The organism is Streptomyces sp. NPDC104381, from assembly GCF_055583745.1.
The window spans coordinates 364,748-391,595 of sequence record NZ_JBVJNK010000004.1; the positions used below are offsets into that span (position 1 = coordinate 364,748).

The 26,848-nt window shown below is 71.8% G+C and carries 21 protein-coding genes; 8 read left to right on the forward strand and 13 right to left on the reverse strand.

Going from position 1 to position 26,848, the window contains the following annotated elements:
* Positions 1-48: 48 nt before the first annotated feature.
* On the reverse strand, positions 49-1,023 hold the full coding sequence (locus ACZ607_RS15480; RefSeq protein WP_469735209.1) for a PadR family transcriptional regulator: 975 nt from the start codon (positions 1,021-1,023) through the stop codon (positions 49-51).
* Between the two features lies 1 nt (position 1,024).
* Positions 1,025-1,882: a DUF4097 family beta strand repeat-containing protein gene (locus ACZ607_RS15485; protein WP_469735210.1), complete on the reverse strand. Its 858-nt coding sequence runs from the start codon at positions 1,880-1,882 to the stop codon at positions 1,025-1,027.
* Between the two features lie 229 nt (positions 1,883-2,111).
* Between ACZ607_RS15485 and ACZ607_RS15490 the strand changes: the two genes are divergently transcribed.
* Complete coding sequence (locus tag ACZ607_RS15490) at positions 2,112-2,966, forward strand: hypothetical protein (RefSeq protein ID WP_469735211.1); 855 nt, start codon at positions 2,112-2,114, stop codon at positions 2,964-2,966.
* Between the two features lie 15 nt (positions 2,967-2,981).
* Here the strand turns inward: ACZ607_RS15490 and ACZ607_RS15495 are convergent, their stop codons facing one another.
* From ACZ607_RS15495 to ACZ607_RS15515, 5 genes are all read right to left on the reverse strand, one after another.
* Positions 2,982-3,161 carry a DUF6104 family protein gene (locus ACZ607_RS15495; protein WP_014048295.1) on the reverse strand — a complete coding sequence of 60 codons (180 nt, stop codon included), beginning with the start codon at positions 3,159-3,161 and terminating at the stop codon, positions 2,982-2,984.
* A gap of 90 nt (positions 3,162-3,251) precedes the next feature.
* Entirely contained in the window at positions 3,252-7,091 is a 3,840-nt protein-coding gene (locus tag ACZ607_RS15500) for a multifunctional oxoglutarate decarboxylase/oxoglutarate dehydrogenase thiamine pyrophosphate-binding subunit/dihydrolipoyllysine-residue succinyltransferase subunit (RefSeq protein ID WP_469735212.1), read from the reverse strand.
* A 259-nt stretch (positions 7,092-7,350) separates the two neighbouring features.
* The gene (locus tag ACZ607_RS15505) at positions 7,351-8,427 is read right to left on the reverse strand and encodes a HAMP domain-containing sensor histidine kinase (RefSeq protein WP_469735213.1); all 1,077 of its coding nucleotides are present in this window, start codon (positions 8,425-8,427) and stop codon (positions 7,351-7,353) included.
* On the reverse strand, positions 8,424-9,161 hold the full coding sequence (locus ACZ607_RS15510) for a response regulator transcription factor (RefSeq protein WP_014154105.1): 738 nt from the start codon (positions 9,159-9,161) through the stop codon (positions 8,424-8,426). The genes ACZ607_RS15505 and ACZ607_RS15510 overlap by 4 nt, the downstream gene beginning before the upstream one ends.
* Positions 9,162-9,392: 231 nt before the next feature.
* Complete coding sequence (locus tag ACZ607_RS15515; protein WP_469735214.1) at positions 9,393-10,076, reverse strand: spermidine synthase family protein; 684 nt, start codon at positions 10,074-10,076, stop codon at positions 9,393-9,395.
* 355 nt (positions 10,077-10,431) lie between these two features.
* Between ACZ607_RS15515 and lon the strand changes: the two genes are divergently transcribed.
* Positions 10,432-12,861, forward strand: a complete 2,430-nt coding sequence (gene lon, locus ACZ607_RS15520; protein ID WP_469735215.1) for an endopeptidase La — start codon at positions 10,432-10,434, stop codon at positions 12,859-12,861.
* Positions 12,862-12,957: 96 nt separating this feature from the next.
* Here the strand turns inward: lon and ACZ607_RS15525 are convergent, their stop codons facing one another.
* Both ACZ607_RS15525 and ACZ607_RS15530 read right to left on the reverse strand, forming a co-directional pair.
* Positions 12,958-13,710, reverse strand: coding sequence for a polysaccharide deacetylase family protein (locus tag ACZ607_RS15525; protein ID WP_469735584.1), 753 nt, complete (start codon positions 13,708-13,710; stop codon positions 12,958-12,960).
* 184 nt (positions 13,711-13,894) lie between these two features.
* Complete coding sequence (locus ACZ607_RS15530) at positions 13,895-14,743, reverse strand: lysozyme (RefSeq protein WP_469735216.1); 849 nt, start codon at positions 14,741-14,743, stop codon at positions 13,895-13,897.
* A 250-nt stretch (positions 14,744-14,993) separates the two neighbouring features.
* Here ACZ607_RS15530 and ACZ607_RS15535 point away from each other — a divergent pair, with 250 nt between their 5' ends.
* Positions 14,994-15,491: a MarR family winged helix-turn-helix transcriptional regulator gene (locus tag ACZ607_RS15535; protein WP_469735217.1), complete on the forward strand. Its 498-nt coding sequence runs from the start codon at positions 14,994-14,996 to the stop codon at positions 15,489-15,491.
* Between the two features lie 77 nt (positions 15,492-15,568).
* On the opposite strand, the gene ACZ607_RS15540 is transcribed toward ACZ607_RS15535, so the two are convergent.
* Entirely contained in the window at positions 15,569-16,354 is a 786-nt protein-coding gene (locus ACZ607_RS15540) for a hypothetical protein (RefSeq protein WP_469735218.1), read from the reverse strand.
* A 369-nt stretch (positions 16,355-16,723) separates the two neighbouring features.
* Here ACZ607_RS15540 and ACZ607_RS15545 point away from each other — a divergent pair, with 369 nt between their 5' ends.
* From ACZ607_RS15545 to ACZ607_RS15565, 5 genes are read left to right on the forward strand one after another with little or no spacing between them, the layout of a single operon-like run.
* A complete protein-coding gene (locus ACZ607_RS15545) occupies positions 16,724-19,660 on the forward strand; it encodes a sensor histidine kinase (RefSeq protein WP_469735219.1) in 2,937 nt (978 codons plus the stop codon).
* The gene (locus ACZ607_RS15550) at positions 19,657-20,136 is read left to right on the forward strand and encodes a roadblock/LC7 domain-containing protein (protein WP_469735220.1); all 480 of its coding nucleotides are present in this window, start codon (positions 19,657-19,659) and stop codon (positions 20,134-20,136) included. Before ACZ607_RS15545 ends, ACZ607_RS15550 begins: the two co-directional genes overlap by 4 nt.
* On the forward strand, positions 20,133-20,546 hold the full coding sequence (locus ACZ607_RS15555; protein WP_073745173.1) for a DUF742 domain-containing protein: 414 nt from the start codon (positions 20,133-20,135) through the stop codon (positions 20,544-20,546). The genes ACZ607_RS15550 and ACZ607_RS15555 overlap by 4 nt, the downstream gene beginning before the upstream one ends.
* Positions 20,527-21,177, forward strand: coding sequence for a GTP-binding protein (locus tag ACZ607_RS15560; protein ID WP_383742047.1), 651 nt, complete (start codon positions 20,527-20,529; stop codon positions 21,175-21,177). The genes ACZ607_RS15555 and ACZ607_RS15560 overlap by 20 nt, the downstream gene beginning before the upstream one ends.
* A gap of 38 nt (positions 21,178-21,215) precedes the next feature.
* Complete coding sequence (locus ACZ607_RS15565; RefSeq protein ID WP_469735221.1) at positions 21,216-22,457, forward strand: styrene monooxygenase/indole monooxygenase family protein; 1,242 nt, start codon at positions 21,216-21,218, stop codon at positions 22,455-22,457.
* Positions 22,458-22,518: 61 nt separating this feature from the next.
* Here ACZ607_RS15565 and ACZ607_RS15570 read toward each other — a convergent pair whose 3' ends face one another.
* From ACZ607_RS15570 to ACZ607_RS15580, 3 genes are all read right to left on the reverse strand, one after another.
* A complete protein-coding gene (locus ACZ607_RS15570; RefSeq protein ID WP_469735222.1) occupies positions 22,519-23,673 on the reverse strand; it encodes a C40 family peptidase in 1,155 nt (384 codons plus the stop codon).
* A 151-nt stretch (positions 23,674-23,824) separates the two neighbouring features.
* A complete protein-coding gene (locus ACZ607_RS15575) occupies positions 23,825-26,488 on the reverse strand; it encodes an outer membrane protein assembly factor BamB family protein (protein ID WP_469735223.1) in 2,664 nt (887 codons plus the stop codon).
* Positions 26,489-26,559: 71 nt separating this feature from the next.
* Positions 26,560-26,835, reverse strand: a complete 276-nt coding sequence (locus ACZ607_RS15580) for a hypothetical protein (RefSeq protein ID WP_469735224.1) — start codon at positions 26,833-26,835, stop codon at positions 26,560-26,562.
* Positions 26,836-26,848 lie beyond the last annotated feature (13 nt).

Here is a 26,848-nt window from a genome sequence, read left to right on the forward strand (position 1 = left end):
CGCCGCCCGGCCGGGTCCGATCCGGCCGGACAGTGCTCGGGGCCAGGGCTAGCCGGAGGCCTTCCCCTTCGCCTCGTCGGCCGGGTCGCGCAGCAGTGAACCGATGTGCGTGGCGGCCGTGGCCAGATGCCGGCGGGCCTCCGCGAGCTGGTCCTCGGTGACCCCCCGGTCCCGGGCCGCGTCACGGATGTCGTCCCGGAAGCGGTCCAGCAGTCGGTCCAGGTCGCGGGCCGGATCGCCGGTGGCCGTGGTGTCGGCGGCCCACTCGATGTCCGGCTCCTCCGGAGCGGGACGGCTGTACGCGGGCCAGGCGCCGGTCCTGGCGAAGTTGCCCAGCTGGCCCGTGATCTCCGCCAGGCCGTCGCGGACCCCCGCCGGCCAGTCACCCCGTGCGAAGTGTTCCTGGACCTGGCGTGCGGCGTTCTGCATCTGCTCCCGCGCGGTCTCGTGCGCCTCCTGGGCCTGGCGACGGGCCCGTTCGGCGTCCTCGCGGGCCTTGCGGGACTCGTCCTTCGCCCTGCGGGCCTGTTCCTTCCACTCCTGCTTGGCCTTGCGCAGCTCCTCCTTCGCCGTACGCCACGCCTCCTTCTCCCCGAGGCCGGGGTCCCAGCCGCCCTTGCGACCGCCGGAGGTGTGGCGGGACTCGGAGGCCGCCGCGCGCATCTCGCTGCGGAGCTGGCCGGCCGCGCCGCGCACGTCGTCGCGGATCTCGGCGGCCAGTTCGGAGACGGACTCGCGGATCTCCAGCTCCAGATCGGCCAGCTCGCCGCCGCGGCCCGCCAGCTCGGCCCGGCCGGCGTCGGTGATGGAGTAGACCTTGCGTCCTCCCTCGGTGGCATGGGTGACCAGGCCCTCGGCCTCCAGCTTGGCCAGCCGCGGATACACGGTGCCCGCCGACGGTGCGTACAGCCCCTGGAAACGCTCCTCCAGGAGGCGGATCACCTCGTATCCATGGCGGGGGGCCTCGTCCAGCAGCTTGAGGAGGTACAGGCGCAGTCGGCCATGGGCGAATACGGGGGCCATGTCAGAGCACCTTTCCGGTCGGCTCGGCATCATGCGCGTGGTCCTGGGCGGGTGGACGGCGCAGCAGGGCGATGGAGCCCGAGACAGTGGTCGCCTTCAGCTTCCCCGTGCCCGAGCCCAGGGTGCCGGTGATCTTCTTCGCGCCCCACTGGCCGCCCACGCGCAGGTCCTCGAAGGCATTGGAGACCGTACCGCTCGCGGTGTTCGCCTCGACCTTCGCGTCCGCGGGGTGCGGCAGCCGGATCGCGATCTCGCCGGACACCGAGGTCAGCCTGATGTCCGTCGGCTTGGGGGAGGTGTCCAGGTCGAGCACCATGTGGCCGGTGACGGACTCCGCCCGGACCGAGGTGCCGGCGCCCTCGACGACCGTCAGATCGCCGGACACGGACTGGAAGCGCAGATCGCCGGTGACGTTCTGGGCCTCCAGGCCGCCCGAGACGGTCTCGGCGCGGACCACGCCGGAGAGGCCCACCAGCGTGCTGTCGCCGGAGATGCCCCGCAGCTCGGTGCGGCCCCGGATCCCCGAGACGACCGCCTCGGCCCCGACGGCGCCGACCTCCACCGTCGCGCCGGCCGGTACGGCGAGGGAGACCGCGGCGCTCCGGCGCGGACTCCTGCGGTCGAGCCAGCTGAGGATGGACTGCCACGGCAGGTCCTCGTAGGCGACGGTGAGAGTGCCGCCCTCCTGGGTCACGATCAGCGGCGGCCCGTCGATCGCGGACACCTCCAGCCGGGCGGTCGGCTCGTCGGTGCCGACGACATTGATCACGCCGTCGACGAGGCGCACGTGGAGTGCTGTCACGGGGTCGTCGAAGGTGAGCTTCTGGGGCTCGGCGACGGTCCACGTCGACTCAGGCATGGATCAGACCTCCCACTGGGTGGCGTGACGCAACATATCGCGTCTTCTTGAGAACACGATATATCGCGGATGGGAGAAGTCAAGGGGGGAAGTCAAGGGGAGAAGCCGAGAGGGGGAGGTTAAGAGGGAGGGGTTCGAAGGGGGGTGCGAGGCGCGCCGGGTGGGCCTCGCGTGCGGGGTGGTGCCGTAAATGGTTCACATATGGGCAAATTGCCCTAGCGTATGGACCATGACCGCGACTTCCGTGGGCGCCCTGCTCCTCTGCCGGGCCGACCCCGAGACCGTACGGCCCGTGGCCCATCTGCTGCGGGAGCGCATGCTGCTCGTGCCCGCCGGGGACGGCTGGAGCGTGCTCGTCCCCGAGGGGAAGCCCTGGCGGAAGGACCCCCGTGACGGCGCCGCGGCCGACGGAGGCGCCGAACCCGTCGACCGGGTCGTCGGCGGCTGGGCCACCGCCCTCGCCGTGGGATCCACCTGGCCCGTGCTCGCCCTCTGGTGGGACGGCGACCGGTCCGGCTACACCCTCGCCGCGGGCTTCAGAAGGCCGGTGGGCTACACCTGGCTCGCCGACGGCACCCCGGCCGCCGAGGAGGAGGCCATGCGGACCTCCGCCGCCCGGCTGGGCCTCGACCCCGTACTGGACGTCCAGGCGCTGGAGGCACTCACCCGCGCGGACCCGGAGGCGGACGCCGACGCCCGGCTGCGCGGGCTCCTCGCCGTACTCTCCCGGGCCGGAGTGGACCTGCCGCCCGGTCTCACACCCGGCGACCCCGCCGACCGGCTGCGCTCGGTCGCCGGGGTCCACCCCGAAGCGGAACAGATCGAATGGGCCGGCTGGCGCGATGCCGTACGGGTGGAACTCGACGTCGTCGAGAGCGGCAGCCTCGGCCCCTGGATGGTCGGCCCCAGGGCCCGCGCCGTGGCGACGGCGCAGGTCGCCACCGGTCTGCCCCTGACCCTGTGGGGTGCGCGCAGGCGCAGCGGCGGCTGGATCACCGCGGGCCTGCTCCTTCTCGTGCAGGGCCTGCTGGGATTCGCGTACAACCGCTTCAGGGGCGCGGACGGCCCCGGAAGCGGAGGGTGACGGCCCGGACGGTGACTACTCGTCCTCGTCGTCGTCCAGCCGGGCCAGCCAGGTCGCGAGGCGCTCGACGGGGACCTCGAAGTCGGGGTTGAGGTCGACGAACGTACGGAGCTGCTCGGCGAGCCACTCGAAGGTGACCTCCTCCTCGCCGCGCCGCTTCTCCAGTTCCTCGATGCCACGGTCCGTGAAGTACATGCGACCAGAATAACGAGGCCGGAAAGCCGGAGGGCCCGGCCCCGCGAGATGCTCGCGGGGCCGGGCCCTCCGTCGTCGTACAGCCGCTGATCAGGCCTCGAAGACCTCGGCGACCAGCTGGGCCTGCTCGGCCTGGTGGCGCTTGGCCGAGCCGACCGCCGGGGACGAGCCGTGCGGACGCGAGATGCGACGCAGGCGCTCACCGTGCGGGACGTCGGCGCCGACGGCCAGGTCCAGGTGGTCGATCAGGTTGAGCGCGATGAACGGCCACGCACCCTGGTTCGCCGGCTCCTCCTGCGCCCAGAGGTACTTCTCGGCGTTCGGGTACTTGGCGATCTCGGCCTGGATCTCCGCACCCGGCAGCGGGTACAGACGCTCCAGCCGGATGATCGCCGTCTCCGTGTCACCGCGCTTCTCGCGCTCGGCGTCCAGGTCGTAGTAGAGCTTGCCGGAGACGAAGACGACCTTGCGGACCGCCTCGGCCTTGACCGACTCGTCACCGATGACCGGACGGAAGCCGCCGGTGGTGAACTCCTCCACCTTCGACGCCGCAGCCTTCAGACGCAGCATCGACTTCGGGGTGAAGACGATGAGCGGCTTGTGGTGCGGGTTGTGCACCTGCCAGCGCAGCAGGTGGAAGTAGTTCGACGGGAGGGTCGGCATCGCGACCGTCATGTTGTCCTGCGCGCACATCTGCAGGAAACGCTCCGGACGGGCGGACGAGTGGTCCGGGCCCTGGCCCTCGTAGCCGTGGGGGAGCAGCAGGGTGACGCCGGACGTCTGGCCCCACTTCTGCTCGGCCGAGGAGATGAACTCGTCCACGACGGTCTGCGCGCCGTTGACGAAGTCACCGAACTGGGCCTCCCAGATGACCAGGGACTCCGGGCGGGCCAGCGAGTAGCCGTACTCGAAGCCCATCGCCGCGTACTCGCTGAGCAGCGAGTCGTAGACGTTGTAACGGGCCTGGTCGTCGGAGAGGTAGAGCAGTGGGGTGTAGTCCTCGCCGGTCTTCTGGTCGACGAGGACCGCGTGACGCTGGCCGAAGGTGCCACGGCGGGTGTCCTGGCCGGCGAGCCGGACCGGGGTGCCCTCCATGAGCAGCGAACCGATGGCCAGGGTCTCGCCCATGCCCCAGTCGATCGTGCCGTTCTCCACGGAGGCGGCACGGCGCTGCATCTGCGGCAGCAGACGCGGGTGGACGGTGATCCCGTCGGGGATGTTCACCTGGGACTCGGCGACCAGCTTCACGACCTCCGAGGAGACCGCGGTGGTCACGGCGACCGGGAACTCGGCCTGCACGTCCGGGACGTGCGGCTGGGACGGCGCCGAGGTGGCCTCGCGGACCTCCGCGAACACCTTCTCCAGCTGGCCCTGGAAGTCCTGGAGCGCCTGCTCGGCCTCTTCCAGCGTGATGTCGCCACGACCGATGAGGGACTCGGTGTAGAGCTTGCGCACCGAGCGCTTCTTGTCGATCAGGGTGTACATCTGCGGGTTGGTGAACTCCGGGTTGTCGCCCTCGTTGTGACCGCGGCGGCGGTAGCAGATGAGGTCGATGACGACGTCCTTGTTGAACGTCTGCCGGTACTCGAAGGCGAGCCGCGCGACGCGGACCACGGCCTCCGGGTCGTCGCCGTTGACGTGGATGATCGGCGCCTCGATCATGCGCGCCACGTCCGTGGCGTACATCGAGGAGCGCGAGGACTCCGGGGCGGCGGTGAAGCCGACCTGGTTGTTGATCACCACGTGCACGGTGCCGCCGGTGCGGTAGCCGCGCAGCTGCGACATGTTGAGCGTCTCGGCGACGACGCCCTGGCCCGCGAAGGCCGCGTCGCCGTGGAGCGCGACGGGCAGGACCGTGAAGTCCGTACCGCCCTTGTTGATGATGTCCTGCTTGGCGCGGGCGATGCCCTCCAGGACCGGGTCGACCGCCTCCAGGTGCGAGGGGTTGGCGGCCAGCGAGACCTTGATCTGCTCGCCGTCCAGGCCGGTGAAGGTGCCCTCGGCGCCCAGGTGGTACTTGACGTCACCGGAGCCGTGCATCGACCGCGGGTCGAGGTTGCCCTCGAACTCCCGGAAGATCTGCGCGTACGACTTGCCGACGATGTTCGCCAGGACGTTCAGCCGGCCGCGGTGGGCCATGCCGATGACGACCTCGTCCAGGCGCGCCTCGGCGGCGGAGTCGATGACCGCGTCGAGCAGCGGGATGACGGACTCGCCGCCCTCCAGCGAGAAGCGCTTCTGGCCGACGTACTTCGTCTGCAGGAACGTCTCGAACGCCTCGGCGGCGTTGAGGCGGCGCAGGATCCGCAGCTGCTCCTCGCGCTCCGGAGCGGGGCGCGGACGCTCCACCCGGTCCTGGAGCCACTTGCGCTCCTTGGGCTCCTGGATGTGCATGAACTCGATGCCGGTGGTGCGGCAGTACGACTCACGCAGGACGCCGAGGATGTCGCGGAGCTTCATCATCGTCTTGCCGGCGAAACCGCCGACCGCGAAGTCCCGCTCCAGGTCCCACAGGGTGAGGCCGTGCTCGGTGATGTCCAGGTCGGGGTGCTTGCGCTGGCGGTACTCCAGCGGGTCGGTGTCGGCCATGACGTGGCCGCGGACCCGGTAGGAGTGGATCAGCTCGAAGACCCGCGCGGCCTTGGTGACGTCGTCGTCGTGCGAGGCGTCGATGTCCTTGAGCCAGCGGACCGGCTCGTAGGGGATGCGCAGCGCCTTGAAGATCTCGTCGTAGAAGTCGTTCTCGCCGAGCAGCAGCTGGGCCAGGACGCGGAGGAACTCGCCGGACGCGGCACCCTGGATGACCCGGTGGTCGTACGTCGAGGTCAGGGTCATGACCTTCGAGATGCCCAGCTTGTTCAGGGTGTCCTGCGAGGTGCCCTGGAACTCCGCCGGGTAGTCCATCGCGCCGACGCCCATGATGAGGCCCTGTCCGGGCATCAGGCGGGGCACGGAGTGGACGGTGCCGATGCCGCCGGGGTTGGTCAGCGAGGCGGTGACCCCGGAGAAGTCGTCCATGCCGAGCTTGCCGACGCGGGCCCGGCGGACGATGTCCTCGTAGGCCTGCCAGAACTCGAAGAAGTTGAGCGTCTCGGCCTTCTTGATGGCCGCGACGACCAGCTGGCGGTCGCCGTTCGGCTTCACCAGGTCGATGGCGAGGCCGAGGTTCACGTGCTCCGGCTTCACCAGGGTCGGCTTGCCGTCCTTCACCGCGAAGGAGTAGTTCATCGACGGCATGGCCTTGAGGGCCTGCACCATCGCGTACCCGATGAGGTGCGTGAAGGAGATCTTCCCGCCGCGGGCCCGCTTCAGGTGGTTGTTGATGACGATGCGGTTGTCGAAGAGCAGCTTCACCGGCACGGCGCGGACCGACGTGGCCGTCGGCAGCTCCAGGGAGGCGTTCATGTTCTTCGCGACGGCGGCCGACGGGCCGCGCAGCGTCACGTACTCGGGGCCGGCGGGGGCCTCGGTGGAGGCGTCCGCCTTCGCGGCGGCCGGGGCCGCCTTCGCGGGCGCCGCCTTCGCGGGCGCCGCCTTCGCAGGCGCTGCCTTCGCGGGGGCGGCCGGTGCCTTCGCGGGAGCCGCCGGAGCGGCCGCCGCGGGCTTGGCCGGAGCGGCCGGGGGCGCGGCCGGGGCCTGCGCCGTGGCCTGTGCCGGAGCGGTGTTGTTCACGGTGTTCGCGGCGGGGGCCGGCGTCACCGCTCCCGCGGGTGCGGGGACGGGCTTGTCCGCCGTGCCGGACGTGCCCGGCTTGTAGTCGGCGAAGAAGTCCCACCAGGCGCGGTCGACCGAATTGGGGTCCTGGAGGTACTGCTGGTAGATCTCGTCGACTAGCCACTCATTGGGGCCGAAAGCGGCCGCCGGGTTGGACCCGGAGCCTGCTTCTTGATCGGTCGAGATGCTCGAGTTACTGGGGGACTGAGACGACACGGCGGCAACCGCCCTCTTCCGCTTCACAAGGTGATGGACAGCGGAAATCAAGGCTACGCCCCCCGAGCCGTTACGTGCAGGCCGGGCCGGTCTTCGTCGTGCACATCACATCGGAAGCCGGGTTTCGGCGCATGAAATGGCGGGAAACAAGCAGGGTTCCGCTGCCCTTCGGGTACGCGAGGCCCATGCGAGGCCCCTTGGACCGTATCTCTTTCCCGGGCGGGAGGGAGAAACGGGTCCCTCCGCTTCGAACGCGGGGTCAACCGTGTGTCTGCGCGATCCCCGGAAGAGTGACCTGGATCCGGCAGCCACGGGCGGATTCGGCCACCCCGATGCGGCCACCGTGCAGATCGACGGCCCAGCGGGCGATGGCGAGACCCAGCCCCGTGCCGCCGTCGGAGCCCGGCCCGTGCGGGGAGGGCGCCTGACCGCGGTTGAAGCGCTCGAAGACCCGGTGGCGCTCCGCCTCGGGGATGCCGGGCCCCTCGTCGATGACCTCCAGCTCCAGCGACTCGGGGTACGCCCCGCGCCGGGCCAGCACGGTGACCCGGCCGTGCGGCGGGCTGTGCTTGACGGCGTTGTCGATGAGGTTGGCGACCACCTGGTGCAGGCGTTCCGCGTCCGCGTGCGCCGTCAGCTCGGGCGGCGACACGTCGAGGTGCAGATGGACGTCCGTACGGGAGTGGTTGCCCGAGCCGGAGGAGAGCCGGCGCTGCGAGGCGGCGAGGTTCGCCTCCTTCAGCACACCGGACAGATACGGCCAGACCTCGAAGCGGCGCGCCTTGATCGTCACCACGCCGTTGTCCAGCCGGGAGAGGTCCAGCAGGGTCTCCACCAGCCGGCCCAGGCGCTCGGTCTGTTTCAGCGCCGTACGCATCGTCTCCGGATCCGCGGCGGACACCCCGTCCACCACGTTCTCCAGGACGGCTCTGAGCGCCGCGATCGGTGTGCGCAGCTCATGCGAGACGTTGGCCACCAGCTCCTTGCGGTGCCGGTCCTCCGCCTCCAGATCGTCCGTCATCCGGTTGATCGTCTGCGCCAGGTCGCCGAGCTCGTCACGCCGCCCGGCGCCGCTCACCCGTCTCGTGTAGTCGCCGTGCGAGATCGACCGCGCCACGGCGCGCATCTCGTCCAGCGGAGCGGTCAGGCCGTGGGCCACGAACTGGGTGATCAGCAGGGTGGCGATCACCGAGAAGACCGTGATGAAACGGAATTCGGTCCTGGTCCGCAACGCGACGATCAGCAGTCCGGTCGTGATGAACACGGAGACCACCACGAGCGTGCCCAGCTTGGCCTTGATCGAGAAGGGCCGCAGTCCCGAGCCGGGCCGGGTCATGGCGCGGGGGTCTCCAGGGCGTAGCCGACGCCGTGCACGGTACGGATCCGCTCGGCGCCGATCTTCCGGCGCAGGGCCTTGATGTGGCTGTCGACCGTACGGGTCCCGGAGGCGTCCGCCCAGTCCCAGACCTCGGCCAGCAGCTGCTCCCGGGACAGCACCGCGCGCGGTGTGTTGGCCAGGCAGACCAGCAGGTCGAACTCGGTCGGGGTGAGGTGGACGTCGTCGGCGCGCACCCGGACACGGCGCTGCGCGTGGTCGATCTCCAGCTCACCGAGGCGCAGGATGCCGCTGCGCGGCGTCACGGCGGCCAGCGCGGCCCGTTCGACCCGGCGCAGCAGGACGTGGACCCGCGCCGCCAGCTCCCGCATCGAGAACGGCTTGGTCATGTAGTCGTCGGCGCCGACCCCGAGCCCGACCAGCATGTCGGTCTCGTCGTCGCGTGCGGTGAGCATCAGCACCGGCACGGGGCGCTGGGCCTGCACGCGACGGCAGACCTCCAGGCCGTCGAAGCCGGGAAGCATGATGTCGAGCACCATCAGGTCGGGCTGCCAGGCCTCGGCCGCGTCCACGGCCGCCGGCCCGTCCAGTGCGGTCTGCACCAGGAAGCCCTCGGCCCGCAGCCGGGCGGAAATGGCGTCGACGATCGTCGCGTCGTCCTCTACCACCAGCACCCGGCGCTGAGCCCCGGGGGTGGCCGCGACGCCGTTGTGGGTGGTGTGTGTCTGTTCCATCGCCCCGCCCCTGCCCGTTCTCGCGGAGGCCATTCCCCCGGAGGCACGGTTATCGCTTGTGGATTACGTCGTGGTTCCTGTGTGCCGGTCAGAGCGTAAAGGCAGAAGGCGCCTCTCGGCTACGCAGGGTGTTGTCCGTCGTGAAGGTGTTACCCACGGGAAAGGAGACGGATCGGCGGACTTGTGCCGTAGATCCATGGTGCGGCAGGGATGTGGACGCCTCGTGGGGGTTCAGTCGCCCCGGAGTGCGAGATGGACCACGTCCGGCACACCTCGGGCAACCGCTACTTCTTCGGTCGTTACTGCGTGGAATCCGGCATTCCGCAAAGCGTCCCCGAACGCGGCGGACGGCTGCGCGGACCACACGGCGAGGACTCCGCCGGGCGTCAGACGCGCCCGGCAGGCCGCGAGACCGGTGGCCGAATAGAGGTTTCCGTTGTCCTGGGTGACGGTCCAGTCGGGGCCGTTGTCGATGTCCAGGCACAGTGCGTCGTAACGCTCCGTGGTCGTGCGGAGGTGGTCGACGAGGTCCGTGCGGAGGATCTCGGTCCGGGGGTCGGCGAGCGCGTCCCCGGAGATCCGGCCGAGCGGTCCGTCCAGGTGCCAGCCCACGATGGCCTGTTCCCGCTCGACGACCGCGATCCGGCCCCAGCGGGGTTCGCCGGCCGCCCGTACCAGGGAGAAGCCGACGCCGAGCCCGCCGATCAGTACCGACGGATCCGGCCTGCCGGTGGGCAGCGAGGCGAGCGCCGCGTCGATCAGCAGCCGCTCGGAACGCCCGTCGGAGGTGTCCATCAGGAAGCAGCCGTTGGCGATGATCTCGAAGTTCTCGCCGTGCTCACGCAGGACGACTTCACCGAAGGGGCCTTCGCGCCGGTCGAGGACGACGGGGCGGTGGGCATCTGTGGCGGGCATGGGTGCGGTCTCCGGTCTCCGGGCAGGCGGCGGCTCTCGTGTGCGACCGCCCAGTTTCCCCCGGAGGGCGGTCGCCGGGCCAGCGGATTCCCGCGGTCCCACCCTCGGGGCGCGCGATCGCCACCCCGGTCGGGCGAGCCCGGGAATGGCCGTGGCCCGCAGGGCGCTGGCGTAGGGGCGGGGCGTGGTGCGGCGTCCGTACGGGGCTCGCCCCCGGTCTCCGCCCCGGCCCGGTCCTCGCAGGTCGAGCAGGGTGAGGTGCGTGATCGCTGAGAGCGAACATCGCCGGGGGAACATTCATGAGCTCACAAGCATTGAGTCCACATAGCTCAACTTGCCTGCCGAAGGGGAGATCATGACTGCTGAGTCGAACACCAAGGCGTCCACGTCGGTCGACCTGCCCGTGCTGCCGCTGGACGACGAGGTCGTGCTGCCCGGAATGGTGGTGCCGCTCGACCTGTCGGACACGGAGGTGCGCGCCGCCGTGGAGGCCGCCCAGGCCGTCGCGCGGCCCGGGGGCGGCAAGCCCGAGGTGCTGCTCGTGCCGCGTATCGACGGGAACTACACCGGGACCGGTGTCCTGGGCACGGTCGAACAGGTCGGACGCCTGTCGGACGGGGACCCGGGCGCCCTGATCCGGGCCCGTGACCGGGTGCGGATCGGTGCCGGGACCAGTGGGCCCGGGAACGCGCTGTGGGTCGAGGGCACCCGGATCGAGGTGCCGGACCACGCTCCCGGCTCCGCCGCCGAGCTCGCCAAGGAGTACAAGGCGCTCGCCACCAGCTGGCTGAAGAAGCGCGGCGCCTGGCAGGTCGTGGACCGGGTCCAGCAGATCGAGGACATCTCCGCGCTCGCCGACAACTCCGGGTACTCGCCCTTCCTCACCACCGCCCAGAAGGTCCAGCTGCTGGAGACCGTGGACCCGGTCGCCCGGCTGAAGCTGGCCATCCAGTGGCTCGGCGAGCACCTCGCCGAACAGGATGTGGCCGAATCCATCGCCAAGGACGTCCAGGAGGGCGTCGACAAGCAGCAGCGCGAATTCCTGCTGCGGCGCCAGATGGAGGCCGTACGCAAGGAGCTCTCCGAGCTCAACGGTGAATCCGGTTCCGGAGCGGACGAGCCCGACGACTACCGGGCCCGCGTCGAGGCCGCCGACCTGCCCGAGCACGTCCGCGAGGCCGCGCTCAAGGAGGTCGAGAAGCTGGAGCGCGCCTCCGACCAGAGCCCCGAGGGCTCCTGGATCCGGACCTGGCTGGACACCGTCCTCGAACTCCCCTGGACGGAGCGGACCGAGGACGCCTACGACATCAAGGGCGCCCAGGAGGTCCTGGACGCCGAGCACGCCGGGCTCCAGGACGTGAAGGAACGCATCACCGAGTACCTCGCGGTGCGCAAGAGGCGTACCGACCGCGGCCTCGGAGTGGTCGGCGGCCGGCGCGGCGGCGCCGTGCTGGCGCTGGTCGGACCGCCCGGCGTCGGGAAGACCTCGCTCGGCGAGAGCGTCGCGCACGCCATGGGCCGCAAGTTCGTCCGGGTCGCGCTCGGCGGTGTCCGGGACGAGGCGGAGATCCGGGGCCACCGGCGTACGTACGTCGGCGCGCTCCCGGGGCGCATCGTCAGGGCGATCAAGGAGGCCGGTTCGATGAACCCGGTCGTCCTGCTCGACGAGATCGACAAGGTCGGTTCGGACTTCCGGGGCGACCCGGCGGCCGCCCTGCTCGAAGTGCTCGACCCGGCGCAGAACCACACCTTCCGCGACCACTACCTGGAGGTCGAACTCGACCTCAGCGACGTCGTGTTCCTGGCCACGGCCAACGTCCTCGACGCCATCCCGGAGGCCCTCCTCGACCGCATGGAGCTGGTCACGCTGGACGGCTACACCGAGGACGAGAAGGTCGTCATCGCCCGGGACCACCTGCTCCCGCGCCAGCTGGAGCGGGCGGGTCTGGAGAAGGACGAGGTCGGACTGGACGAGTCGGCGCTGCGCAAGCTCGCCGGCGAGTACACCCGGGAGGCGGGCGTACGGAATCTGGAGCGGGCCGTCGCCCGGCTGCTCCGCAAGGTCGCCGCACAGCACGAACTGGGCGACCGGGAACTGCCGTTCACGGTGACCGACCAGGACCTGCGCGGTCTGATCGGCCGGCCGCACCACGTGCCCGAGTCCGCACAGGACCCGGCCGAGCGCCGTACCTCGGTGCCGGGCGTGGCCACCGGGCTCGCGGTGACCGGGGCGGGCGGCGACGTGCTGTTCGTCGAGGCCTCGCTGGCCGACCCGGAGACCGGGGCGTCCGGACTGACCCTGACCGGTCAGCTCGGCGACGTGATGAAGGAGTCCGCGCAGATCGCCCTCAGCTTCCTGCGGTCGCACGGCGCGGAGCTGGAGCTGCCGGTCGCCGACCTCAAGGACCGGGGTGTGCACATCCACTTCCCGGCGGGCGCGGTCCCCAAGGACGGCCCGAGCGCCGGCATCACCCTGACGACGGCGCTGGCCTCGCTCCTCTCCGGGCGGCTCGTCCGTACGGACGTGGCGATGACCGGTGAGGTGTCGCTGACCGGACGGGTGCTGCCGATCGGCGGCCTCAAGCAGAAGCTGCTGGCGGCACACCGCGCGGGCATCACCACGGTGGTGATCCCCCAGCGCAACGAGGCCGACCTGGACGACGTCCCGGCCGAGGTGCTGGAGAAGCTGGACGTCCACCCGGTGAGCGACGTCCGCCAGGTGCTGGAGATCGCGCTCGCCCCGGCCTCGGCCAGGGCGGAGAACAGGATCCCGGCCGCCGCGTAGGCGTCATGCTGTGACGGGCGTGACATCACGCCGACGGCCGGTACGGACGGCCCGCCCTCCCCCCGGAGGGCGGGCCGTTCCGCGTACGGACACGGCTCAGGGCCGGTAGACGGTTCCGGGCACGGGCTCCGCCGGGGCCATCAGCTGGGGGACCGTCACAAAGGTGTAGCCCGCCCGCTGGAGTGCGTCGATGATGCCCGGCACCGCCGGCACCGTGCCCTTGTAGATGTCGTGGAGCAGGATGATCCCGTCCCTGTCCGCCTGTTCGAGGGTCCGTCTCCTGATCAGCGTGGAGTCGTTCGTCGAGTAGTCCTTGGCGGTCGTGCTCCAGAGGACCTGGGAGAGGCCCAGATCCTTGCTGATCCCGGAGACCGTGTCGTCGGTACGGCCCTGCGGCGGACGCATCAGCCGGGGCTTCTTCCCGGTGATCTTCGCTATCGCGTCCTGGGTCTTCTCCAGTTCGGCGCGTATCTCGGCGGGCTTCCTGTCCGTCAGGATCTCGTGCGACCAGGTGTGGTTGGCGACCTCATGGCCCTCGGCCGCGATGCGCCGCACGGTGTCCGGGTGCTTGAGGACATGGTCCCTGCCCAGCAGGAAGAACGTGGCCGGCACCTTCTTCTCCTTGAGGATGTCCAGAAGGCGCGGGGTGTCCTCACCGGGGCCGGCGTCGAAGGTGAGGGCGATGCACTTCGCCTTCCGGCAGTCCACGGAGCCGAACGACCCCTTGGCGTCGGAGGCCGCGTCGGCACGGGCGGACCCCGGGGCGGTGGTCTGCATCGAGCAGCCGCTGAGCGTCAGGGTGAGCGCCGTCACAAGGGCGGCAGCCAACCCCGTACCCCACGACGACATCTTTCCGGGCAGCACGGACACAACGCATCACTTCCCCACGGGTCTGCCGCACGTCGGTGGTGCGGCACGCCAGGGACTATACATAGCGCGTATACGCTCAGTGCATAGTGGGCCCGGGCGCAGCGTCGGGCCCCGGTGACCTGGAGCGTGTCACCGGGGCCCGACGCCGGACGAGCGGGAGGGGTCAGCCGTTCGCGAGGGCCACCACGCGGTCGAGCGCGCCGTTGAAGTGGTTGTGGTCGCCGACCGTCGGGCCCGACGACGTGTACTGCCAGATCGTGTAGACGCCCCAGCCGGCCGGGAGTTCGCCGACCGTGGTGTTGTAGCGGGCCACCCAGAGCGGGTTGGTGGCGCCGAAGCCCGCGTTGTTGCCGGTGCAGTCCTTCCACCAGCTGGTCGCGGTGTAGATCACCGCGTCACGTCCCGTGCGCGCCTTGTAGGTGTTCACGAAGTCGCGGATCCAGGCGACCATGGCGGCCTGGGTCTTGCCGTAGCACTGCGCGCCGTACGGATTCCACTCGATGTCCAGCACTCCGGGCAGCGTCCTGCCGTCCTTGGACCAGCCGCCGCCGTTGTCCACGAAGTAGTTCGCCTGGGCCGCACCGCTCGTCGTGTCCGGGGTGGCGAAGTGGTACGTGCCCCGGATCATGCCGACGTTGTAGGAGCCGTTGTACTGCTGCGTGAAGTACGTGTTCTTGTAGTACGTGCCCTCCGTGGCCTTGACGTAGGCCCACTTCACGCCGCTGTTCCACAGGGTCGACCAGGCCACGTTGCCCTGGTGGCTGGCGACGTCCACGCCTTCGGTCTGTACGGCGCTGGTCCCGGTCGAGGGGGTGCCCCCCTGGCCGTCGTGGGCGATCACGCCCTGGCCCATCCTCGCCGTCCCCCGTTCGGGGACGGCGGCGGTGTCGGCCGCCGAGGCCGCGCCGGGCAGCGCGAGGAGGAGAGCGAGTGCGGCGAGGAGCGTGCCGCCCGCGAAGAGGTGGGGACGGCGGCGGGCGGGCGCTGTGGTTCCGGATCTGTGCACGGGCATTGCGTGCCTCCGAGGGCTCGGTGGGGGAGCTCATGGCCCAGGAGCGGGTGCGGGACGCTTCTGGGGTGCGTGCCTGGGGTGCGTGTCGCCATGGTGTGGACATGCCACCCGTGGCACTCACGAAGCTACGCACGTAGACCCGCGCTCCGGAAGGGGGCCTGGGCGCTGCCGGAGGTCTACGCCTACGAAATACTGGCTCAGCTGCGGTGATGGCCGGAGCTGAAAGAAACTTTCATCGGCGGGAAAGCGTATGAGGGGTGCTGACGTGCACGGGAGCGGAAGCGGCGATGAACCCGGCGCGAAGGCCGGAAGTGGTGTGGACCATGAATTCCTCGCTCTGGAGCGGGAGTTGTCGGTCTTTCTGCGCCGGGCGCGGGCCAACTCCGGTGAAATGGCCCGCGAGGTCCACCCGGATCTCGAAGCGGCCGCCTACGGGCTCCTCGTACGGCTGGAGTCGGCCGGGCGGCAGCGCGCCACGGACCTCGCCGCCTACTTCGGGGTGGGCAAGGCGACGATGAGCCGCCAGCTGCGGGCCCTGGAGGGGCTCGGCCTGGTGGCGAGGGAGACCGATCCGGCGGACGCCCGTGCCTCGCTCGTCCATCTCACCGACGAGGGCCTCGCGCGCTTCCGGAGCGTCCGCGACGCCCGCCGTGGCCGCTACGCCCGCAAGCTCGCGGGCTGGGACCGGACCGAGGTCGCGGAACTGGCCCGGCTGCTGCACCACTTCAACGAGCGCTCCGAGGACTGAGGCGCGCGCCGACCGGGCGGCTACAGCTCCACCACTTCGACGAGCGCTCCGAGGACTGAGGCGCACCGGCCGGGCCGCTACAGCTCCACCAGGACCGCTGTCGCGTCGTCATGCGTCTTGCCCCGGCGCAGATGGACGCGCTCCGTGTCGGCCCGTTCCAGCTCCCGCACCCGGTCGATCAGCCCCTGCGGCCCCTCCTTGCGCAGCACGTCCAGGGCGGCCGTCCAGTCGCCCGCACGGAACTTCTCCGTCCAGCGGCCCGCCCCGTCGGTCAGTGCGGCCAGCGCCCGGACCTCGGAGCGCGGGGTCTCGCCGGTCACCGCGCGCGACGCCACCCCGGGGTCGGCCGCCGCCGTGAAGAAGCCGCCCTCCTTGTTCCGTACGCGGGCGTCCGCGATCTCCTCGGAGGCGAGCGAGCCCGGCGGCAGCCGGTCGATCCGGTCGTCGAGCAGCGGCCGGACCGTGCCGTCGGGCGCCTCGACGAGCAGGGCCGAGTCGGACAGCACCAGGTGCTCGACCCGCTCCTCGTCCCAACGCGCGAGGACCACCGTTGCCTGAGGCGTACGCGGGTGAGAAAGGTCACACAGTGAACGGTGGGTGTCGGCGGTGCGCCGGATGGACGCCGAAAGGATCTCGGCCAGGGTCAGATCCCGCCGCGAAGCGGACAGTTCGGCCAGGGAGCCGCCGAGCCGCGCGGTGAACCACGGAACCGAGTGCACGCAGCCGTCGCTGCCCGCCGGAGGCGTGACGCCGTCGAGCAGAACGAGGACACCGCCCTGGCCTGCCGCTGGGGCGACGGCCGACGCCCAGTCCTCGTTGGGGCGTTCGGGACTGCCGGGTGCGGTGGCGAGTTCGATGCGCATCCGGCCAGTCTGCACGATGCCTTCACGTACCCTGCACGATCCGGCGGTTGGACCGTACCAGCAGGTCAGATGGCCGTCCCGGGCGGAATTCAGGGCTCCGTGCATATGCGGGCGGGCATACTGCCAAAGCCTGGCCCGAAGTTCCACCCGGTGGTCCGTGCATGGCCTGCGCCGCCTGTGGGGAGACTTGTTCGCCAACTCCGGAGTGCGGTTCACTCGTTCGAGTGGCGGAGCGGTTGATGCACGGCCCCCTCCCAAAAGCGCTGGAATGGTCAGAAGCCGTACGGCGCACATCAGGGCGGGCGCCCATTCACGTGACCGTGCGTCACCTCTGCTTCAAGGGCGGACGAGTCAAGATTGCGAGCACCGGTGCAGAAGAAGCGGCCTCGGAGCAAGGACAGCACGCGCGAGGAGCCCGGGGCGGTGCCTCAGGCGGCGGGTGCCTCCAAGCGGACCGTACGGGTACGCAGCCGGCTCGTCGCCGGCGTCGCCGTCGTGGGGATCACGGTCATCGCCGCGGGTGCCCCGGCGGCCCTCGGCGCGTCTTCCGATCTCAACGAGTCCCAGCAACTGGTCACGCTCGCCGAGCTGAACCAGCAGGCGATCACCCTCGCGCACGCCCTCGCGGACGAGCGCGACGAGGTGACCGCCCACATCGCGGGCGGCCGTGAGGACGAGGAAGGCACGTCCGGCACCACGGGCCCCGCGGCCCGGGTCGACCAGCAGGTGGACGAGATCCGGGAGGCCGCCCCGGCGTCGCTGACCCGGGACCTCGCCGCCATCCCCTCGCTCCGCAGGACCGCCCTCACCGGCAAGGGCTCGGCGATGGAGGCGTACCAGGCGTACTCCGAGGTCATCGCCAAGCTGCACGGCCTCGCCGACGAGCTCGCCCGGAAGACCCCGCCGCGCGCCGCCGACGCCACCCGCGCCCCGCTCGCCCTCGGCGGTGCCGTGGAGCAGGCCTCGGCCACCAGGGGGCTGATCCTGGCCGCGCTCGCGGTGCCCGGCACGAAGCCGCAGCAACAGCAGACCGACCCGTTCACCGGACTGCCCGTGCGGACGCAGGACGAGGGCGACAGCGAGAACGACCGCAACCGCGACGAACTGAGCGCCGCCGCCCAGCAGGCACGGGTGCGCGAGCTCGCCTCCCTCGCCGACTTCGACCAGGCGGCCGGGCCCTCCGCCAGGGACCGGCTGGCCTCCACGGTCACCGGCCCCGAGGTCACCACTGCGGAGAAGTACCTCACGCGGCTCACCGACCGGCCCGAGCTGTCCGACTCCGACCGGGCGGCCGACCCCGAGAAGGTCCAGGCGGCGCTCTCCGCCCGCATCGACCGCATGCGCGGGGTCGAGTCCGCGCTGGGCACCGCACAGGTCAAGCGCCTGGAGGGGCTGCGCGACGACGACGTCACCGCGCTGGAGCTCCGCCTCGCCCTGCTCGGCGGCTGCCTGCTGATCGCCGTCGGCGTCTCCACCGCCGTCGCCCGCACCCTCACCCAGCCGCTCGCCGTCCTGCGGATCGGGGCCGGACGTATCGCCGCCGAGCCCGAGACCGCCGAACCGGTCCGCTACACCGGGCGCAACGACGAGTTCGCCCAGGTCGTACGGTCCATCAACGCCCTGCACGGCAAGCTGCACGGACTGCACCACGACGTCACCGGCCGGCTGGAAGGCCTGCAGACCGAGCGCGGCGAGCTCATCGCCGGCCGCGAGGCCCTCACGCTCCAGCGCGCCGAACTCCAGGTCACCGTGGCGGAACTGACCGGCCAGCTCGAACGGCTGCGGAACACCGTCCACCACACCTTCGTCAACCTGTCGCTGCGCACGCTCGGTCTCGTCGAGCGCCAGCTCGGCGTCATCGAGGGCCTGGAGGAGCGCGAGCAGGACCCGGAGCGCCTGGCGACCCTCTTCAAGCTGGACCACATGGCCACCGTCATGCGGCGCCACAGCGAGAACATGCTGGTCCTCGCCGGGACCGACCACAACCAGGGGCACACGGGCCCGATCCCGCTCGTCGACGTCCTGCGCGCCGCCGTCAGCGAGATCGAGCGGTACGAGCGCGTCACCATCCAGTCTCTGCCGCCGCACGCCCAGATCGCGGGCTTCGCCGCCGACGACCTGAGCCACCTCGTCGCCGAACTCCTGGAGAACGCGACCTCCTTCTCCCCGCCGGACTCCCATGTCGAGCTCTCCGGCTGGCTGCTGGAGACCGGGGAGGTGATGCTCTCCGTCCAGGACGAGGGCATCGGCATGTCGGCGGTCCGGATGAGCGAACTCAATGCCAGGCTGGCCGACCCGGCGTCCTTCGAAGCCGGCGAACAGGCCGCGGACGGTGCCGGGCTGGGTCTTCAGGTGACCTCGCTGCTGGCGGCCCGCCACGGTGTGCGGGTGCAGCTGCGCGAGCAGAAGGGGAGCGGGGTGGCCGCGGTCGTCGTCCTTCCGCAGGCGCTGCTGCCCAAGGCGCCGCCCGCCTCCTCGCCGCCGCCGGTGCCGCTGCCCGGGGACGCGCCCACGCTGAATCTCCCGGGATCGGTCGCCGAGGCGAACTCCAACGCGCTGCCGCCCCGTTCGTCCCTCCCGGCCGAGGACCCGCTGATCGCGGCCGCCGAGCGGACCCTGGAGACGGCGGCCCCGCAGCCCACGGCCCCGGCACCCACCGAGCCGGAGCCCGTCGCCCCGGCGCCCGCCGCCGGGCCCGAGACCGCGCAGGCCCCGGCCGCACCGGCTGAGCCCGCGCCGGCACCGGCTGAGCCCGCGCCCGCCGCCGGCGAGGAGACCCGGTCCGTCTCCGAGTCCGAGACCACGATGCAGGTCCGGCTGCCCGCGCAGCAGGACGCGCCGAGCCCGTACGCCATCGGGCCCGACCGTCATGAGCGCGCCGCCGACGCCGGGCCCGCGCCCGCCGCCGACACGCGTCCCGCGCCTGCCCCCGCGCCCTCCGCCGACAGCCGTCCCGCGCCCGCCGCCCCGGCCGCCGACGCCGTCCCGGGTCCCCGGCAGCCGCTGACCGGACTGGGCGAGGAGGTGCCCGACCCGGCGCCCCTGCCCGAGCGCCTCACGGACAAGGGGCTGCCCAAGCGCACCCCGAAGATCGCGCCGCCGCCGGCCGCCCCGCCCACCGAGCGCAAGGGCGGCTTCGACAAGGAGGCCCTGCGCCGCAGGCTCGGCGGGTTCCACCAGGGCGCCAAGGACGGCCGCCGCGATGTCGAGGCGGAGATCGCCGAGACGGCGCCACAGACCGACCGTGACCGTACCGACGGTCGTATCGATGAGACGGGGGACACAGTCGAGGAGGCACGCAGTTGACTGCGCCCAGCACATTCGGGCTGAGCACCGAGGCCCGGAACCTTCACTGGTTGCTGAGCAATCTCGTGGAGGAGGTGCCAGGGGTCCACTCGGTCACCGTCGTCTCGTCCGACGGGCTGATGCTGCTCTCCTCGGACCCCGGTCTCGCGACGGCCAAGGAAGCGGGACGGCGGACGGGCCCCAGGGGCTCCAGCGCCGACCTCGCCACGATCGTCTCCGGCATCGGGTCCCTCACGATCGGTGCCGCCAAGCTGATGGACGGCGGTGGCGTCAAGCAGACGATGGTCGCCATGGACGAGGGCAGTGTCTTCGTCATGTCGATCAGCGACGGTTCCCTGCTCGGTGTGCACGCCACCCCTGACTGCGACATGAGCGTCATCGCCTACCACATGGCGCTCTTCGTCGGCCGTGCCGGACACGTACTCACCCCCGAACTCCGCAGTGAGCTGCGCAAATCGATGGAGAGCACCCAGTGACGTCAGCTGCTGAACCCGTACGAAAACTCCCCGTCAGGGGCGCCGACCGCAAGGCCGCGCGGGTCCGTCCGTACTCCCTCACCGGCGGCCGCACCCGCTTCGGCCACGTCCTGCTCGTCGAGACGTTCGTCGCCGCGCTGGAGGCCCCCGAGGAGCGCCGCGAGCTCACCAACGGCAACCTCGCCTCGCGCGTCATGCCCGAGCTCCGCGCCATCGTCGAACTCTGCCGCCGCATGCGTACGGTCGCGGAGATCTCGGCCCTTCTGAAGATGCCGCTCGGCGTGGTCCGGGTGCTGCTCAGCGACTTGGCCGACCAGGGAAAGATCCGCGTCTACGGGACCGGTCACGGCACCGGACAGCCCGACCGCGCGCTGCTCGAAAGGGTGCTCAATGGACTCCGCCGTCTCTGAGGCGCCGCTCTTCACTCCGCGACAGCGGGGGCCGCAGGACCGGCCCGACGAGACGGTACAGACCTGGCAGCTCGACCACACCCGCGCGCCGATCGCGACCAAGATCGTGGTCGCGGGCGGATTCGGCGTGGGCAAGACGACCTTCGTCGGCTCGGTCTCCGAGATAACCCCGCTGCAGACCGAAGCGCTGATGACGCAGGCGAGCGAGGAGACCGACGACCTCACCGCCACGCCCGACAAGGTCACCACGACCGTGGCGATGGACTTCGGCCGTCTCACCCTGGACGACGACCTCGTCCTGTACGTCTTCGGCACGCCCGGTCAGCAGCGCTTCTGGTTCATGTGGGACGACCTGGTGCGTGGCGCGATCGGCGCGGTCGTCCTGGCCGACACCCGGCGCCTCGCCGACTGCTTCGCGGCCCTCGACTACTTCGAGAGCTGCGGCCTGCCCTACATCGTGGCCGTCAACCACTTCGAGGGAACGACCGGTTACGAGGAGGCCGATGTCAGGGAGGCCCTGACCATAGCTCCGCACGTGCCTGTTGTGATCATGGACGCGCGTAAGAGGATCACCGTCGTCGAGTCGCTGCTCGCCCTGGTGGGCCACGCACTCGACGTCGCCCCCGAATGAACGACAGACGCGCCCAGTACACGTAACGGAGAACCGCGATGCGGAAGATACTCATAGTCGGAGCCGGCCAGTCCGGGCTTCAGCTGGCCCTCGGGCTGCAGTCCCACGGGTACGAAGTCACCCTGATGTCCAACCGCACCGCGGACGAGATCCGGTCCGGCCGGGTCATGTCGACGCAGTGCATGTTCCACACGGCTCTGGAGCACGAGCGTGATCTCCAGCTGAACTTCTGGGAGTCGCAGGCCCCGCGGATCGAGGGCCTCGGCGTCTCGGTCGCCGGCCCCGACTCCTCGCGCGTCATCGACTGGGTCGGCAAGCTGGACGGGTTCGCCCAGTCCGTCGACCAGCGCGTGAAGATGGCCGGCTGGATGGAGACGTTCGCCCAGCGCGGCGGTCAGCTCGTCATCCACGGCGCCGCGGTCTCGGACCTGGACTACTTCTCCCGTACGTACGACCTGGTGATGGTCTCGGCCGGCAAGGGCGAGCTCGTCTCCATGTTCGGCCGGGACGCCTCCCGTTCGCCGTACGACGCCCCGCAGCGCGCCCTGGCCGTCGCGTACGTCCACGGTCTGGGCCCGCGCCCGGAGCACCCGGAGTTCGACGCGGTGCGCTGCAACCTGGTCCCGGGTGTCGGCGAGCTCTTCATCATGCCGACCCTGACGACGTCGGGCCGCGCGGACATCCTCTTCTGGGAGGGCATCCCCGGCGGTCCGCTCGACGCCTTCCAGGGCATCAAGGACCCCTCGGAGCACCTCGCCAAGACCCTGGAGCTCATGGAGCGGTTCACCCCGTGGGAGTACGCGCGCGCCACCAAGGTCGAGCTGACCGACGCCAACGCCACGCTGGCGGGCCGTTACGCCCCGACGGTGCGCAAGCCCGTCGGCCGGCTGCCCGGCGGCGGCCTGGTCCTGGGTGTGGGGGACGTCGTCGTCGCCAACGACCCGATCACCGGCCAGGGCTCCAACACGGCGTCCAAGTGCGCGCACTCCTACCTCCACTCGATCCTGGACCACGGCGACCGGCCGTTCGACGAGGAGTGGATGGAGGCCACGTTCGAGCGGCACTGGGAGAACACCCAGCACGTCGTGAAGTGGACGAACGCGATGCTCGCGCCGCCGCCGGAGCACGTGCTGAACCTGATCGGCGCGGCCGGCCAGCTCCAGCCCGCCGCCGACCGGTTCGCCAACGGGTTCGACAACCCCGCGGACTTCGACAACTTCTTCTTCGAGCCGGAGAAGACGAACGCCTACCTCGCCGAGATCTCGGGCGCGCAGGGCTGACACCCGCGCCCCCGGAGAACCGGGCCGCCACGTCCGTCACGAGGACGTGCCGGCCCGGTTCTCAGTCCTCCGGGGCGCCCTGGGCGTCGTACCCCGTGTCCGCCCCCGAGGTGGCGCCCTCGGGCAGCTCCGGCAGGGTGTACGCGCTGAGGGGCTCGCCGTCCGGGTCGGGGCGTACGGCCCCCAGCACCGGGTTCGAGGCCAGTGGGGAGACCTTCACCGTGGCACCGGGCCTGGGCGCCTGCACCACGAGGCCGTCACCGATGTAGAGCGCCACATGGGTCGCCTTCGGGAAGTAGACCACCAGGTCGCCGGGGCGCAGCGAGCCGATGGGGACCTTCGGGAGCTCGGCCCACTGCTCCTGCGAGGTGCGCGGGATGCCCCGGCCGGCGGCGGACCACGCCTGCGAGGTGAGCCCCGAGCAGTCGTACGAGTCCGGCCCCTCCGCGCCCCACACATAGGGCTTGCCGATCTGCTCGACGGCGTAGCGGACGGCCTCCCCGCCCTCCTCGGTCGGCGGGCGTACGGAGCTGAGCGCCCCCGAGGCGGTCAGCGCGTCCTGGGCCGCGCCGATGTTCTTCTCCTCCAGCGCCGACACCGCGGCAAGCTGCTCGGCCGAGAGCGAGGCCAGCATCGCCTCGATGCCCTTCAGCCGGGTCCGCACGGTGTCGCGCTGCTGCTTCTGACGGGCGGCGAGCACCCTTTGCCGTTCCCGCGCCTTCCGGGATCTGGCCTCAAGGACCTCGGTGTGCTTCTCGGCGTCCGTCAGCCGGTCGACCACGGCCGAGCGGCCGGCCTGGGCGCGCTCGATGACGTGGCTCTGCTCCAGGGCGCGGGACGGGTCGTCGGAGAGCAGCAGCCGCATGTACACGGAGAAGTCGGTGCGCCCCTGGTACTGGTCGCGTGCCAGCCGTCCGGCGTCCCGGCGCCCGGCGCCCAGAGCGGCCCTGGCCCGGGTCAGCTCGGTGTGCACCTTCTCGGCCTCGGCGGTCCGCTTCCTCAACTCCACCTCGGTGCCGTTGTAGACCTCGCCGGCCTCCTCGGCCTGCCGGTAGAGGGTCTGCAACTGCTTCAGGAGCCCCGCGACGCTCTGCGGCGCCCCGGCGGCCGGGCCGGGAGCCGGCGGCGGCCCCGACGGCTCGGCGACGGCGGGGGAGGCGGCCACGACCGCGGCCAGAGCCGCGGTGCAGAGGGTGCGCGCGAACCCGCGTGACACGACATCACCTCCGGTGACAGGGGCGAGGCCGATTAATCGGACTACCCCACAAGTGCTCGGATCTGGTCCATCCGGTCACTCGGTGTCGGGTGATGCAAGGACCGCCCGGCGTGCCGTCCGGGGGATGCCCCGAACGGTGGACGCCGCGACGTCACGCCACGGGGAACGCGTAGAAGGCCCGTTCGCGCTGGACGACGGCGGTCTTCCCGGCGGCCAGCACCCGGTAGGGGGCGGTGACGGTGGCGCCCTTCGGGTCCTGGGCCCCGATGTCCTGGAACTTCCACAGCCGGCGCCCGTCCGCCGCGGCGAACGCCGTCACCTGCGAGGCGTCCGCGGCGAGCAGCGTCTTCCCGCCGCCGCTCAGCGTGAGCGCGGGGGCGTCGCCGCCGAGCGGAACCTCGGTGGACCGCCGCCAGAGCAGCTTCCCGGTCGCCCGCTCGACCGCGCCGACCTCCTGGTTGCGGTTGGTGGTGTGGAGCAGCGTCCCGGCCGGGAGGGGCGTGCCGAAGACGGACGACGCGGTGCCGTTCAGCGTCCAGACCGGCTTCCCGGTCGCCGTCTCGAAGGCCAGGAGGTCGTCGCCGACCGCGCCGTACAGCTGCCCCTGTTCGTCACCGGCCGCCGCGCCGGCCGGGGCGACCGCGCCGAACTGCCGGTTCCACAGCAGCTTGCCGGTGGTGCGCTCGAAGCAGCGGAAGAACGCCTTGCCCTTGCCCGCCGTCACATCGGCGGGGGTGAGCGTGCCCGCGTCCTGGCGTACGACGAGGTCGGCGTCCCGGACGGCGGTCAGCCGGTAGGCGGGGGTGCCGGGCGCCCGGCCCGCGGGGACGGCGACGCGCCAGAGCTCCTTGCGCTCCACGACGTCGTACGCGAAGAAGTACGCCTTGACGACCTGCGTGTCCTTGCCGGGCTTCTTGCCCTTCTTCGGCTTCGGCGCCTTCACGGTGACGGTGTGGGAGCCGGTGAACCAGAGGACGGACCCCGACAGACCGGTGAGCGGGCCGACCTTCATGTTCGGTACGCCGGTGAACTGGTCCACGAAGCGCACCCGGTGCACGATCCGCCCGTCCTTCGGCGACAGCCAGAGGAACTCGGTCGGGCTCGCCAGGAAGCAGAGGCCGTCCCCCGCGGTCAGGACCGCCTGGGCGCCCGCCGCGTCGGCGCGCTCCCACTTCTTCCGGCCGGTCCGCAGATCGACGGCGGTCGCCCCGGCCGTGTCGGTGAGCACCAGCAGCTGGTCCTGCCAGACGCCCGCGGTGAGGGGGGCCGGTGCGGCGGCCGGGTGCGTGTACATCCACCGGGGATCGGGCGCCCGGCCGGGGACGGCGGGGCGGGCCTCGGCGGCCGGCTTGTCGTCGGTGCCGGCGGCCGGCTCGTCGGAGCCGAGGGCGGAGACGGCGGTCCCGCCCAGGACCAGCCCGGCCGCGCCGGCGGCGACGGTGGTGAGCAGCGCACGCCGGCTGGTGGCCGGGGCGGATGCGGCGCGGGGCGCGGTGGCCGGCGCGGCGGGGGGCAGAGCGGGAGGCAGGGCCTGCGGGAGCGCGGCGGGCGCGCCCTGGGGGGCGGCGGCGGCCGGATAGGCGTACGGGTAGGGCTGCGCGGGCGACGGGGCGGGCGGCGACGGCGGGGATACGGCCCCGGCGGCCTCCTGGGGGACGGCGAGCTGGGTCGTCGCCCGGTCGGACTGCGGCGCGCGCGCCCCGGTCCCCAGGAACCGGGTGGTCCGGCTGTCCTCGCCGATGTCGCCGGTGTTGCCCGTGTTGCCGGTGTTGGTGATGTCGCCCGTCTGCCGCGCGCCGTCCGCAGGGGCCGCCTCCGCGGGGGCCCCGTCCGCGCGGACCGGGTCCGTGGGCACCCCGTCCGTGGGCACCCCGTCCGTGGGCACCGCATCCATCGGTACCGCGTCCTGGACCGGGTCCGCCGGCTCCTCCAGCGCCCGCACCCGCGCCGCCTGGTCCGTCAGCGCGGCGGACAGCGGCCCGGGGAGCCAGCCGCCCTTGGCGAGGCCCGCGGCGCCCTCCAGCGCCAACTCCGCGGCGACCGATCCCGCTCCGGGCCGGTCGTCCGGGTCCTTCGCCAGACAGCGGGCGATCAGCGCGCGCAACTCGTCCGGTACGGCGCCGAGTTCCGCCGATCCGTGCGCGATCCGCTCCGCCGCCTCCTCCACGGGGCCCTCGGCGAGCGGGGTCGTGCCGGTCGCCGCGTACGCCAGCAGCAGGCCCAGGACGAACAGGTCGGACGCCGGGCCCACCTCCTTGCCCTCGACCTGCTCGGGGGTGAGGTAGCCCAGCCGTACGGAGAGCTGCCCGCCCTCCCGCGCCTCGGCGGCGGCAGCGGCCCCCAGCGGCCCGAACGCGGTCAGCCGGGGGCCGTCCTCGGCCAGCAGCACCGTCTCCGGCGCCAGACCCTGGAGCACGGCCCCGCCCGCGTGCACCCGGGAGAGCGTCTCGGCCAGGCCCGCGCCCAGTATCCGTACGGCACGCTCGGGCAGCGGACCGGCGAGGCCGATCGCCTCGGCGAGCGTCACCGCCGGCACATAGGCCGTGGCGGTCCACAGAGCGTCGTCGTCCGGCGAGGCGAGCGGCGGCTGCACCCAGCCGCCGGCCAGCCGCTCGGCGGTTCGCGCCTCGGCCCGGAAGCGGCGCCGGAAGGCGGGTACGGCGGCGAGGGCGGGCCGGGCGGCCGTCACCACGGCGAGATCGTCGCCGTCCACGCCCCGGGCCACGAAGTGCACGGCGCTCGCGCTCGCGCGGAAGCGGGCCAGCGCGGTGTACGGGCCGAAGTGGCGTGGATCGTCCTGACGCAGCGCCTCCATGGCGCACCCCCCTTGTGACCGTGCCCTCGGCACCTGACCGCCGATCTTACGGGCGGCGGCCCGGATGTCGCTCAGGACCCGCTGCGGGGCCTGGTCCAGGGCCACTTGGGGGCGAAACGCTCACGGCCGTCGGGGGCGTACTCGTACACCCAGCCGCGCTGCAGCCCCAGGCGCTTCGAATAGCCCGCGGGGACGCGCCGGTAGGCGTACACGGTGGCCGGGCCGCCGTCGGCGTCCGGCACCGGGACCTCGTACCACTTGGGCGGATGGCCGGTCGGCCCGACCAGGACGGGCAGCACCCGGCCGTCCAGAGGGCCACCACGGAAGGGCGTGTTCTCGCTTTTCACCGGGCCAGTCTGA